Annotated in this window: 8 protein-coding genes; 3 read left to right on the top strand and 5 right to left on the bottom strand. The window is 58.9% G+C overall.

Annotated features, from left to right (window positions below):
- Nucleotides 1–3 precede the first annotated feature (3 nt).
- Nucleotides 4–735, top strand: coding sequence for a ChrR family anti-sigma-E factor (locus JF535_RS10900; protein ID WP_207002000.1), 732 nt, complete (start codon nt 4–6; stop codon nt 733–735).
- A 134-nt stretch (nt 736–869) separates the two neighbouring features.
- On the opposite strand, the gene JF535_RS10895 is transcribed toward JF535_RS10900, so the two are convergent.
- Nucleotides 870–4,394: an indolepyruvate ferredoxin oxidoreductase family protein gene (locus JF535_RS10895; RefSeq protein WP_207001998.1), complete on the bottom strand. Its 3,525-nt coding sequence runs from the start codon at nt 4,392–4,394 to the stop codon at nt 870–872.
- 416 nt (nt 4,395–4,810) lie between these two features.
- Here JF535_RS10895 and JF535_RS10890 point away from each other — a divergent pair, with 416 nt between their 5' ends.
- The gene (locus JF535_RS10890) at nt 4,811–5,293 is read left to right on the top strand and encodes an Lrp/AsnC family transcriptional regulator (RefSeq protein WP_066964901.1); all 483 of its coding nucleotides are present in this window, start codon (nt 4,811–4,813) and stop codon (nt 5,291–5,293) included.
- Between the two features lie 6 nt (nt 5,294–5,299).
- Here JF535_RS10890 and JF535_RS10885 read toward each other — a convergent pair whose 3' ends face one another.
- Nucleotides 5,300–5,506 carry a DUF2905 domain-containing protein gene (locus JF535_RS10885; protein ID WP_207001996.1) on the bottom strand — a complete coding sequence of 69 codons (207 nt, stop codon included), beginning with the start codon at nt 5,504–5,506 and terminating at the stop codon, nt 5,300–5,302.
- 165 nt (nt 5,507–5,671) lie between these two features.
- Between JF535_RS10885 and JF535_RS10880 the strand changes: the two genes are divergently transcribed.
- Entirely contained in the window at nt 5,672–7,324 is a 1,653-nt protein-coding gene (locus JF535_RS10880; RefSeq protein WP_207001994.1) for an amidohydrolase, read from the top strand.
- Nucleotides 7,325–7,443: 119 nt separating this feature from the next.
- Here the strand turns inward: JF535_RS10880 and JF535_RS10875 are convergent, their stop codons facing one another.
- The 3 genes from JF535_RS10875 to JF535_RS10865 form a co-directional block, all read right to left on the bottom strand.
- Nucleotides 7,444–9,660, bottom strand: a complete 2,217-nt coding sequence (locus JF535_RS10875) for a M3 family metallopeptidase (RefSeq protein WP_207001992.1) — start codon at nt 9,658–9,660, stop codon at nt 7,444–7,446.
- A gap of 299 nt (nt 9,661–9,959) precedes the next feature.
- Nucleotides 9,960–10,640: a glutathione S-transferase family protein gene (locus JF535_RS10870; RefSeq protein WP_207001990.1), complete on the bottom strand. Its 681-nt coding sequence runs from the start codon at nt 10,638–10,640 to the stop codon at nt 9,960–9,962.
- A gap of 46 nt (nt 10,641–10,686) precedes the next feature.
- Nucleotides 10,687–12,120, bottom strand: a complete 1,434-nt coding sequence (locus tag JF535_RS10865) for a class II 3-deoxy-7-phosphoheptulonate synthase (RefSeq protein WP_242523796.1) — start codon at nt 12,118–12,120, stop codon at nt 10,687–10,689.
- Nucleotides 12,121–12,232: the final 112 nt, after the last annotated feature.

Genomic DNA, 12,232 nt, shown 5'->3' with positions numbered 1-12,232 from the left:
GCCATGATTCATCACCATCCCGACAGCAACATGATGCTGGAATACGCCAGTGGCAGCCTGAGCTGGGCCCACAGCCTGGTAGTTTCCGCCCATGTTCAGCTTTGCCCCAAGTGCGCGGCACAAATGAAACTCCTCAACGGCATCGGTGGCACCCTGCTGGCAGCCAGCGAGCCGGTCACGGCTGCGCCAGCACCAGAGGACAGCTTTGCGCGACTGATGGCGCGCATTGACGAGGAAACTGGCACCAGCTCTGCAGAGCCCAAGCCTGAAGAGCAACAGAACGAGAAGCGCCCGGCAAACGCCGCCGGCACGCGCAGCCGTAAGGCCAAACGCGACCCGATTTTTGCCGCTGTACCACCGGTTGTTGAGAAGCTCCTCACCACCAATCCGGTGCTGTCGTGGCGTCGACTCTCCAGGGGACTCAAGGAGGCTCGCCTGACCACCGGGCAAAACCGGCACGAGGTGGCGTTTCACCGTATTGCACCGGGCAGCAAGGTGGCCGAACACGATCACCGCGGCAAGGAAATCACTATGGTGCTGTACGGCAGCTTCTCGGATGCCGACGGCGTTTACTCCACTGGCGATTTTCTGGTACGCGAGCCCGGCGAGGTTCATCGCCCAACGGCCACTCAGGATCAAGAGTGCCTGTGCCTGTCTGTAGTGGAAGCGCCCGTTGCCCTGACTGGGTTTTGGGGAAAGGTGATCAACCCCTTTCTCTCGGTAAGACCCAGTTAAACCATACCGGCACTCCTATCCAGAATTGCTGCAGCAGTCAAAAAAAAAATCCCGGAGATCATCCGGGATTTTTTTTGCGCCACACTTGGCTATCGCTATCCAGTAGCCAGTACCTGCTATCCAGCCATAATGCGCTATCCAGTCACAACGCCATCCGCCGCCACAGTGCGGCCACTGCCTCCATCCTGGAAACGTGCCCGCAGTGCCTTCCAGCGCGGCAGGATCGCTGCATACTTTGCCGCACGCACATGACCATAGCCGCGCACCTGCTGTGGCAGTGCGAGCATCTCTTTCGCCTGCTCCAGGTTACCAGCACCAAGGGCCGCGGCTACATCCAGTACCGATGCGCGCACTTCACGCGCCCACTGTCGCTCCTGCCGCCGCTCCGCCGTGTAGCCAAACAGATCCAGTGGCGTACCACGCAGCACCTTGCCCTTCGCGAGTAGCGGCAATACTTTTGCCAGCCAGGGACCCAGCGCGATCTTTCGCACACGGCCGCCGGCATCAGGCCGCGCCAACAGTGGCGGCGCCATTAAAAACTGGAGCTTGTAATCCCCCGTGAAGGTTTCACGCAGCTGGCGCTGGAACGCCGCACCACTGTACAGGCGCGCCACCTCATACTCGTCCTTGTAGGCCATCGCCTTGAACAGGCTGTGAGCAGCGGTGCGCGTAAGGGAATCCCCCGCGTGTGGCAGCCTGCGCTCTGCACGGGTCAGTTTTTCGATCGCGCGGGTAAAAAGGCGCGCATACGCCGGGCTCTGGTATTCGCTCAGCTCCTTCGCCAGCCGTGCCACCAACTGCTCGGTGCTCTCTTGCGGCTCCACCAACTTCACCACCTGGGACGGGCTCAGCAGCTGGTTGATCGCCTGCGGGTTCTCCACTAACAAGCGGCCAGCCCGGAAGGCGCGCAGGTTGTTTTCCACCGCGACACCGTTGAGCTCCACCGCACGCTCAATCGCGCCCTGGGACACCGGCAGCAGCCCCTGCTGACAGGCATACCCCAGCATCATCAGATTGGCGGCCACTGTATCGCCGAACAAGGCTTCCGCATAGCGGTTCGCATCCAAGGCAAAATACTCTGCGGCCACGCTCTCGATACTCTGCGTAGTTTCCTCCGCGGGAAAGGCCAGCTCGTTATTGCGCACAAAGGCTGCAACAGGCACTTCTGCGGTGTTGACCAGTGCCTTCATTTTGCCACTGGCAAACTTGGCGCGCTGCGCTGCGGCCGTCACCATATCGCACCCGAGCAACAGGTCGGCGGCCCCGTCGCGAATGCGCGCGGTGGTAATGTCCTGTGGTGCATTGCCCACTTTCACATGCGCCACCACGGCACCGTTCTTTTGCGAGAGGCCAGTAAAATACAGCGTGGTACTACCCTTCTCTTCCAGGTGTGCGGCCATGCCCAGCAACGCCGCAACGGTCAGCACACCACTGCCACCAATACCGGCGACCAGAATACTCAACGGCTGATCCAGTTGTGGCTTGGGCGCATCCGCCAGGCCGTGGCTCGCTTCATCAATGGATTCCGCAAGCGATTTCAATGCGGGCTTTTTCAGCTCACCGCCTTCGACACTGACAAAGCTCGGGCAAAAGCCATCGGCGCAGCGCATGTCTTTGTTACAGCTGGACTGATTCACCTGCCGTTTGCGGCCGAATTCGGTCTCCAGCGGCTCCACGGCGATACAGCTGGACTGCACGCTGCAATCGCCACAACCCTCGCACACGCGATGATTGATCAGCAGGCGACGGGCGGGGTCAACCATCTGCCCTTTCTTGCGACGGCGGCGCTTTTCTGCCGCGCACACCTGCTCATAAATAATGGCGGTAACACCGGCGGTATCGCGCAATTTGCGCTGCACTTCGTCCAGGGCATCGCGGTGGAAAATCTGCAGTTCCGCAGGCAGCAGAGTGCGATTGTCTTGCCAGTGGTCCGGGTTTTCGCTGACCAGGCACACCTGCCCTACACCCTCGGCCAGCAGTTGCCGAGACAGGGTGGGCACCGTCACTTCACCGTCTGCCGGCTGGCCGCCGGTCATGGCAACCGCGTCATTCAGCAGGATCTTGTAGGTGATATTGATGCTGCTTGCCACTGCCTGGCGAATCGCCAGCAGGCCGGAGTGGTTGTAGGTGCCATCTCCCATGTTCTGGAAAATATGCTTGTCACTGGAAAACCGGTGCAACCCCACCCAGTGCGCACCCTCGCCGCCCATATGCGAGTAGGTATCGGTGCGCAGCCCTTTACCCAGCGCCATGATATGACAGCCGATGCCGGCACTGCCGGTACTGCCTTCTGGCAACTTGGTGGAGCTGTTATGCGGGCAGCCGGCGCAGAAAATCGGCTCCCGGGCAAGCAGACCAGTAGCTTTTGACAGCACATCACTGCCGAGTTTTTCCGCCAGGGGTACAAGCTTTGCCGCGAGCTCGGTGTCCGCCAGCCAGCGCGCGATGGCCTTCGCCACCTGGTCGGGGCCAAAGCCCCAGATTGCCGGCAGCAGGTCATTGCCTTCCAGGTCTTTCTTGCCTACTACTTTCGGGCGGTCGCTGTCGGCCCAACTGTAGAACAGGTTTTTCATCTGGTCTTCTACCAGCGGACGCTTCTCTTCCACCACCAGGATACGCTCCATACCGCGGGCGAACTCGCCCATACCGCGGGGTTCCAGCGGCCAGCTCATGGCGACCTTATGGATGGAGATACCGGCATCAAGCAGATCCTGCTCACTCAAGTCCAGAAGCTTCAGTGCCTCCAGCAGGTCCCCGTGTGCCTTGCCCACGGTGACAATGCCAAACCGCTTGTGTGGCGCATCCACAATGGTTTTGTCGAGCCCGTTCGCGTAAGCAAAGGCTTTTGCCGCCGGCAGGCGCTCCTCCAACATGCGGCGCTCGTATTCCATACGCTCTGCCGGCCAGTTGAGATGCGGGTCGTAATTGAGGCCATGGGCCGGAACAGGGAAAGACTCCGGTAAAACAAAATTCGGCGGTGGCGGCACCACAATGGACGCACCGGATTCGACGGTTTCGGTGATGGTCTTGAACCCGACCCACAGCCCGGAGAAGCGCGACAGCGCAATACCGGCGAGGCCGAGCGTCAGGTATTCGTCAATGGTGGCCGGGAACAGCAGCGGCATCATCACCGATTCGAAAATCTGATCGGTGTTATGGGAAAACATGGAGGATTCAGCGGTGTGGTCGTCGCCGCACAGGGCCAGCACGCCACCGAGCTTCGAGGTGCCCTGGATATTGGCCTGGCGGAATACATCGGCACTGCGGTCTACACCATGCCCCTTGCCGTACCAGATGGAAAAGACCCCATCCCGTGTGGCCTGCTGGCGGTAGTGATCCAGCAGCTGGGTGCCCCAGATGTTAGTCGCTCCCAGGTCTTCGTTGATGCCCGGCTCGAAATGGATGTCCCGTTCCGCCAGCAGCTTCTTGTGCCGCCACAAGGTCTGGTCATAGCCCCCCAGAGGAGAGCCCCGGTAACCGGAAATGAAGCCCGCAGTGTTCAACCCAGCCTGTTCATCCAGCTGTTTTTGCATCAGCGGAAGACGCACCAGTGCATCAATGCCGGTGAGGAAAACCCGTCCGGTATCCCGGGTGAATGCGGCCTTGAGGGAGTACTCCCGGTCAAAACCCAGTTCCTGATCCGATTCGACCATCGCCATAAATAAGGACCTTCTCGCTCAGTGCGGAGCACAGTTGGCTGCGGTGGACCACAGCCCCGGCAACCGCCTCCGGTGTTATTTTGTTGTTGCCGGTAAACTATCACCGGCGCACCAAGCAGGTCATACCAAATTCACCATGAAATTGGCGAAACACAGAAAGAATCCACCACATCAAGGCGGGTTTCTGCAATAATTAGAAACTGAAAGCGATTAGTTGAGAATATTTATCAAATCGTGGCGGGATAACCATACGGCAGAAATGGCTGCGAAAAGTCTTGTGAACCAGTGCTATTAACTGGTCACATCCGTTATCCTCCTAGCTTCGGTAATCGGCAGCCCCATGCACCTGACCAGCAGCACGCTGCCTGCACGGCTCGCCATTGTGAACAAGAAAATCAGGAACACCGGGTAACCCTATGGCCTATCTACTGGACGCCATCGACAAGCACATTCTGGAAATTCTTCAGGAAGACGCGACCATTCCCAACATCGAGCTGGCAGAAAAAGTCCACCTGTCGCCGTCGCCCTGCTCCCGTCGCGTCAAAAACCTGCACGAACAGGGGTTTATCAAGCGCGCGGTCACCCTGCTGGAGCCGGACAAAGTCGGCCTGCCCGTGAGCGTGTTTATCCAGGTGACCCTCAACCACCAGGTGAAGAAAGAGCTGCAGCACTTTGAGTCCACCATCGGCCAGTGGCCGGAAGTGATGGAGTGCTACCTGATGACCGGGGACTTCGACTACCTGTTGCGGGTGGTGGTGCCCAACCTGCATGCCTATCAAGAGTTTCTGGATAAAAAGCTCACCGAGCTGCCCGGTATCGACCATATCAAAAGCAGCTTCTCCCTGAAGCAGGTGCGTTACCGCACGGAACTGCCCCTCGATCAACTGCTGGAAAAATGATACGCGCTAGCGACGAAACCAGCTCAGGATAAGGCTCAGCACCACGCTGACAATGATCATGGAAACAATGGGGAAATAGACGCGGCTGCGCTCGGTCTCAATCCGAATATCGCCGGGCAGCCGCCCAAACCAGTTCACCAGCCACGGTGCATAGTTCAGCGCCAACCCCACCACGATCAGCACACAGCCAGCCACGATCAACCAACGCCCCATCGCCACCCTCCTCCCGGCACCTGTCAGCGCCAGAACATTTCTGTAGGTCTTGCAGTGTAACCCGCATCCCGCGTTCCGCTAGGCAACGGCTAAATTGGCAGCCGCTGGCTCCACTGTTACCATCGAAGCGACCCTTTGATAGACGCTGATACAAGGCTAATAATTATGCGCCTCTTACCCACGCTCGCTGGTTTGGGCACCCTGCTTGCCTCATGGCAACTTGGGGCCACAACCCTGATGCACAACTTCGACGGCTACCAGGCCAGCGAACACCGCCTGGAGCAGTTCAATACGCTGGTCTTCGATGAGGGCAAGGTCCTGGCCACCGGCGATTTTGCCCAACTGCGCAAGCAATACCCTGAGGCGGCAACCATCGACGCCGACGGCAAGCTACTGCTTCCTGGCCTGATTGACGCCCACGGCCATGTGCTTGGGCTGGGCAGGCTGCAGCAACAGCTGGACCTGCGGGATCTCGACTTGCCGCAAACGCTCCATGCCATCAAGCAGTTTTCGCGCAAACAGCAAGCCGACGAATGGCTCATCGGGCGCGGCTGGAACCAGGTACTCTGGCAGGGCAAACAATTCCCGACGAGCGCGCAGCTGGACGCCCTGGATATCGACCAGCCAATCTGGCTGCAGCGCGTGGACGGGCACGCAGGCTGGGCCAATAGCGCCGCCATGAAACTGGCCGGCATCACCGCGGATACGCCGGCCCCCGACGGTGGCGAGATCATTCGCGACGAGCACGGTAAACCCACTGGTGTACTGATTGATAACGCCATGGGGCTTATCCAGGGTGTCGTCCCGCAACCCACCCTGCAGGAGGAAAAGGCGGCGCTCTCCACGGCGTTCGAACTGGCGCTGTCCCTTGGGCTCACCGGGGTGCACGACGCCGGCGTGAGCGAACAGACCCTGAAGGCCTACCGCGCGCTTGCCGCCGAAGGCGCTATACCGTTGCGCGTGTATCCGATGATTTCCTCCGACGACCCGAAGTTACCCGCACTGCTCGGTGCCGGTCATGTAGGTGCCCCGAATGAAAAACTCTACGTACGCAGCATCAAGGTGTATGCCGATGGCGCGCTCGGCAGCCGCGGGGCCGCACTGCTGGAGCCCTACCATGATCGCCCAAAGGAAAAGGGTTTGCTGATTTACTCACAAAGTGAGTTAAGCCAACAGATGCAGCTGGCGACGGACAACGACTTTCAGGTAAACGTGCACGCGATTGGCGACCGCGCCAATCACATTGTTCTGGAGATCCTACAGTCCCTCGACAAACAGCAGGATCAGAAACCATTCCGCCACCGTATCGAGCATGCGCAAGTACTGACGCTCGACGACATCGAGCGCTTTCCCTCGCTAAACCTGATCGCCTCGATGCAACCGGTGCATGCAACCAGCGACAAGAATATGGCCGGCGACCGCCTCGGTGAACGACGCCTCGAAGGTGCCTATGCCTGGCGAAAATTTCTCAACCAGGGCACCAAACTCGCCGCGGGTTCTGACTTCCCGGTAGAGCCGGTTAACCCGCTCTTCGGCCTGCACGCCGCGGTCACCCGGCGCGATCGCCAGGGGGCCCCGGAAAAGGGCTGGCTGGCGGAAGAAGCCATGACACTGGAAGAAGCGTTGCGCGCTTTTACCCTGGATGCGGCCTACGCCAGCCACCAAGAGAAATTCATCGGCAGCCTGGAGCCCGGCAAGTTTGCCGACTTCATCCTACTCGATCGCAACATCTTCACCATAGATCCACAGGAAATCTGGCAAGCCAATGTGCTGGAAACCTGGGTAGAGGGTGAACGGGTATTTGCGCGTAGCGAATAATCGATAAGGTGTGCAACACCTATCACGCAACCATCCCATACCCATAAAAAAAGCCGCGCCCCATTCGGGACGCGGCTTTTTTTGTGGAGCCCTGGGCACTTTCGGTACCGGGCTACCGTTTACTCACCCGCGGAGGCAGTACCCTCTTCTCCCGGCACCGGGAAACCACGGTCACGCATCAGCGGCTCGATACCCGCATCGCGACCACGGAACAGACGGTAGGCTTCTGCCGGGTCAATGGCGTTGCGCGGTGCGAACAGGTACTTAACCAGCTTAGCGGCCACTTCCTTATCGTAGAAACCACCTTCCGCTTCCGCGAAAGCTTCAGACGCATCGGAAGTCAGAACGTCGGCCCACATGTAACCGTAGTAACCTGCGGAGTAACCTTCACCGGAGAAAATGTGTCCGAAGTGCGGCGTACGATGACGCATCACCAGCTCGGACGGCATACCCAGTGCATTCAGGGTTTCACGCTCGAACTTATCCGGGTCGATACCCTTCGGATCGGTAGTGTGCAGTTTCATATCCACCAGCGCGGACGCCAGATACTCGGTGGTGGCAAAGCCCTGGTTGAAGTTGGCTGCTTTCTTGATCTTCGCTACCAGCTCCGCAGGAATCGGCTCGCCGGTCTTGGCGTGCACCAGATAGTTGTCGATGATCGGATCGGTGCTCAACCAGCGCTCCAGCAACTGGGACTGGAACTCGGTGTAATCGCGCACACCGCCGTTGAGGGTCGGGTAGCTCACGTTGGACGCCAGGAAGTGCAGCGCGTGACCGAACTCGTGGAAGAAGGTTTCCGCATCGTCCCAGCTCACCAGTACCGGCTCACCAGGTGCACCCTTGATGAAGTTGGAGTTATTGGAAGCCAGTACGGTTTCCTTACCATCGAAGGTGGTGTGATCGCGGTACATGCTTGCCCAGGCACCGGAGCGCTTGCCGGAGCGGGCGAACGGGTCCAGGTACCACAGGCCGATGTGCTCACCGCTGGTCTTGTCCGTCACTTCCCAGACGTTCACGTCTTCGTGGAAAACCGGCACGCTGCCCTCTTCCACCGGGCTGAAGTTGAAGTTAAACAGCTCACCGGCAACGTAGAACATGCCTTCACGCAGCTTGTCGAGTTGCAGGTACTGTTTTACTTCATCGGAATTGAGGTCGTACTTCGCCTTGCGCACTTTCTCGGCGTAGAAACGGTAGTCCCACGGCTCAATTTTGATGCCCGCATTCTCGGCATCGGCCACTGCCTGCATATCAGCGACTTCCTCGTGCACACGAGCAACCGCCGCCGGCCATACCGCTTCCATCAGCGCAATGGCATTTTCCGGATTTTTCGCCATGCGGTTCTGCAGGCGCCACTGGGCGTAATTATCGAAGCCAAGCAGTGCAACACGCTCATCACGCAACTGCAGAATTTCGGCAATGATCGCGTTGTTGTCGTGCTCACCACCGTTGTCGCCACGGCTGTAGTAGTTGGTCCACACCTTCTCGCGCAGCGCGCGGTCTTCGGAGTACGTCAGGAACGGATCCATGGAAGAGCGGGTGTTCTTGATTGCGTACTTGCCCTTCTGGCCTTTTTCTTCCGCCATAGAGGCAGCGGCTTTGACGAAGGACTCCGGCAGACCCGCCAGCTGGTCTTCAGTCAGGAAAATATCGTAGCCTTCTTCGTCGGCCAGCACGTTGTTGGCAAACTTGGTGTGCAGCTCAGCCAAACGGTTATTGATTTCGGCATAGCGTTTCTTGTCTTCACCGGAAAGCGTTGCACCATTCGTGGCGAACTCATCGTACACCAGCTCAACCACACGCTTCTGCTCCGCGGTCAGGTCAGAGCTGTTGCGAGCCTCAAAAACGGCCTTCACACGCTGGAACAGTTTGTCGTTCTGAATGATCTTGGAGCTGAACGCTGCCAGCTTCGGTGCCATTTCCGCCTGCACGGCACGGAATTCCGGGGTCGACATGTTGCCACTCCAGATACCCCAGTAGGTGAACACCTGGCTCAGTGCCTTGCCGCTGCGCTCCATCTCTTCAATGGTGTTGGAAAAGGTCGGCGGCGCCGGGTTGTTGGCAATCTCGTCGATTTCTGCCAGGTTCTGCGCCATGCCGTACTCCAGCGCCGGCTTCAGATCTTCCACCTTCATCTTGTCGAATGCAGGCACACCACCGTAAGGGCCCTTCCACTCGGCCAGCAGCGCATTATTTTTTACGACATCCGCGACAACTTCAGCAGAAGCCACCACTTGCTCTGCCGGCTTCGCCGCCTGTACGTTTTCCGCTTCTTTACTGCAACCGCCCACGGTAGCCAGTGCTGCGGCGATGGACATTGCGATCAATGTTTGACGCATGAAGTAGATCCTCTCGTGACATGAAATTATTAAATTTTTAGCTGCCCGGAGTGTACCCCAGCGACAAGCGAGATCGCTACGATGCGGGAGTAAGGCCGCAGCTTTATCGGTCAACCGCAGGCCTTGCAGCATATTCCCCCTGCACTGATTAACTTTGCAGAGCATTTTGTGGGGGCAGCTTTTTAGCGCCATTTGATAACGGCTTATTAAGTGGGTAGTTTTAGACTGCTGGACACATAGCGCTGGTGGCGTTGTCGCACCGCCACCAGCGCGACAAAGGATTCATTGCACCGGTGAGATCAAACGCGCCGGTCTTCCACGATATCGCCCACCGCCAGCAGCTCCTCATCGTGAGTCACTTCTCGCCAGGGCTCATTGATTCCGGCCTCGACCCAGCTTTGCATACCGGGCAGCGCCAGAATGCGCTCGCAGTAGCCCATCGCTTGTTGGCCGAGGGAAAGCTGGTAGCCTTTCAGGCGCAGCACGACCGGTGCGAAGAACGCATCTACGGCTGTGAATTCCTGCCCCGCCAGGAATGGCCCGCCGAATCGGGAAAGCCCCTGCTGCCACAGCTCGTCGATACGCTTCAGGTCTTTTTGCAGGGCCTCGTCGATGCGGTGGAGCGATACCGTTACACCACAGTTCATGCTGCACTGGTTACGCAGGGCAAAAAAACCTGCGTGCATTTCCGAGGCGGCGCAGCGGGCCCAGGCCCTCGCCTGCTTGTCCGCCGGCCAGACACGGGGATGCGATTCGTACAGGTATTCGGTGATGGCAAGGGATTCCCACACGGTGGTATCGCCGTCGACCAGGCACGGCACCAGACCAGTGGGGGAAAACTTGCGGAATTTATTCCAGCTGCCACCCTCGTCGAAGGGCACCAGCTGCTCCTCGAAAGGAATTTCCAGCTCAGTGGCCAGCAGCCAGGGGCGCAGCGACCAGGACGAATAGTTTTTGTTGCCGATAAACAGTTGATACATCCTGCTCTCCCTATCCTAATTGAAGGCGTGCTTGGCGTTAGGCGGTTTACGCCTTGCCGCCGGCTCCATTTCGGCCGTCACGCAGCATTTCAGAAATACAGAAGGCGAGCTCCAGCACCTGGTCTGCGTTGAGTCGCGGGTCGCACTGGGTGCGGTAGCAACTGGCGAGATCTTCGTCGGAAATTTTCCAGGCACCGCCGGTACACTCGGTGACGTGCTGCCCGGTCATTTCCAGGTGAATACCACCAGGGTGTGTGCCCTCGGCACGGTGCACCGCAAAGAAATCCCGGATTTCCCGCAAAATATTGTCGAAATTGCGGGTCTTGAAGCCGCTGGATGCTTTCTCGGTGTTGCCGTGCATGGGGTCGGTGCTCCACACGATAGAGCGCCCTTCCCTTTCCACCGCACGCACCAGTGCGGGCAGTTTATCGCCCAGCGTATCGGCACCCATCCGGGTAATCAGGGTCAAACGGCCGGGCTCATTGTTCGGGTTCAAACGATCGATCAGCCGGATCAACTCATCGGTCGCCATACCCGGCCCCACTTTGACTCCGATGGGATTCCAGACTCCGGCAAGGAATTCGATATGCGCGGCATCCAGCTGGCGAGTGCGCTCACCGATCCACAACATATGAGCGGAGCAGTCGTACCATTTGCCCGTCAGGCTATCGGTGCGGGTCAGCGCCTGCTCGTAGTTCAACAGCAACGCTTCGTGGGAAGTAAACAGTGTTGTCTCGCGAATGGCCGGTGTATTGGCGGAGTTGACGCCACACACCGCCATAAATTCCAACGCATCCTGCAGACGCTCTGCCAGCTGGGCATAGCGGTCTCGCTGCGGGTTGTTTTCCAGGTAACTCAGGTTCCAGGCATGCACCTGATGCAGGTCGGCCAACCCACCCTGGGCAAAGGCACGCAGCAGGTTGAGGGTGGCCGCGGACTGGTTGTAGGCCGTGAGCATGCGTTTGGGGTCAGGCACACGGGCTTCCGCAGAGAAGTCGATACCATTGATGATATCGCCCCGATAGCTCGGCAGCTCCAGGCCATCCACGGTCTCCATGTCGGCCGAGCGCGGCTTGGCGTATTGCCCGGCCATACGCGCCACCTTCACCACTGGCAGATTGCCGGCAAACGTGAGCACCACCGCCATCTGCAGCAACACTTTGAAGGTGTCGCGAATACGGTTGGCATTGAAGTCGGCGAAGGATTCCGCACAGTCGCCACCCTGCAATAAAAATGCCTTGCCCTGCGCCACTTCCGCCAGCTGGCGGCGCAGCTCCCTCGCCTCCTCTGCAAACACCAGCGGCGGGTAATCGGCAAGCTGCTGCTCAACGGATTCCACGTCGTCGAGGGACGGATAACGGGGCTGCTGGTGCGCCTGCAGTTTTCGCCAGCTGGATGGGTCCCAGGGTTTTACCAGGGGTTCAGGCTCTTGGGACGGCTTGGTGGAATGGGACACGGGGACTTTTACCTCAACTTCCATATGCGGCTCGAAATCAGATTCAACAGTCTGTGCCGCCATTGTGGCGGCACAGTGTCTGGGGGCAATTTCACCAGCGGCCCCAGGACCGCCGTTCAGCATCGGGAATGCAGAG

This window comes from Microbulbifer salipaludis (assembly GCF_017303155.1).
Taxonomy (GTDB): domain Bacteria; phylum Pseudomonadota; class Gammaproteobacteria; order Pseudomonadales; family Cellvibrionaceae; genus Microbulbifer; species Microbulbifer salipaludis.
Note: the sequence above shows the minus strand (reverse complement) of the source record. Positions and strands in the feature narration are given on the sequence as shown.

Bases quoted from the DNA above. Each gene is read 5' to 3' on its own strand.
- JF535_RS10875 (WP_207001992.1), bottom strand. From the start codon at position 9,660: ATGCGTCAAACATTGATCGCAATGTCCATCGCCGCAGCACTGGCTACC.
- JF535_RS10890 (WP_066964901.1), top strand. From the start codon at position 4,811: ATGGCCTATCTACTGGACGCCATCGACAAGCACATTCTGGAAATTCTT.
- JF535_RS10895 (WP_207001998.1), bottom strand. From the start codon at position 4,394: ATGGCGATGGTCGAATCGGATCAGGAACTGGGTTTTGACCGGGAGTAC.
- JF535_RS10885 (WP_207001996.1), bottom strand. From the start codon at position 5,506: ATGGGGCGTTGGTTGATCGTGGCTGGCTGTGTGCTGATCGTGGTGGGG.
- JF535_RS10900 (WP_207002000.1), top strand. From the start codon at position 4: ATGATTCATCACCATCCCGACAGCAACATGATGCTGGAATACGCCAGT.
- JF535_RS10870 (WP_207001990.1), bottom strand. From the start codon at position 10,640: ATGTATCAACTGTTTATCGGCAACAAAAACTATTCGTCCTGGTCGCTG.
- JF535_RS10865 (WP_242523796.1), bottom strand. From the start codon at position 12,120: ATGGAAGTTGAGGTAAAAGTCCCCGTGTCCCATTCCACCAAGCCGTCC.
- JF535_RS10880 (WP_207001994.1), top strand. From the start codon at position 5,672: ATGCGCCTCTTACCCACGCTCGCTGGTTTGGGCACCCTGCTTGCCTCA.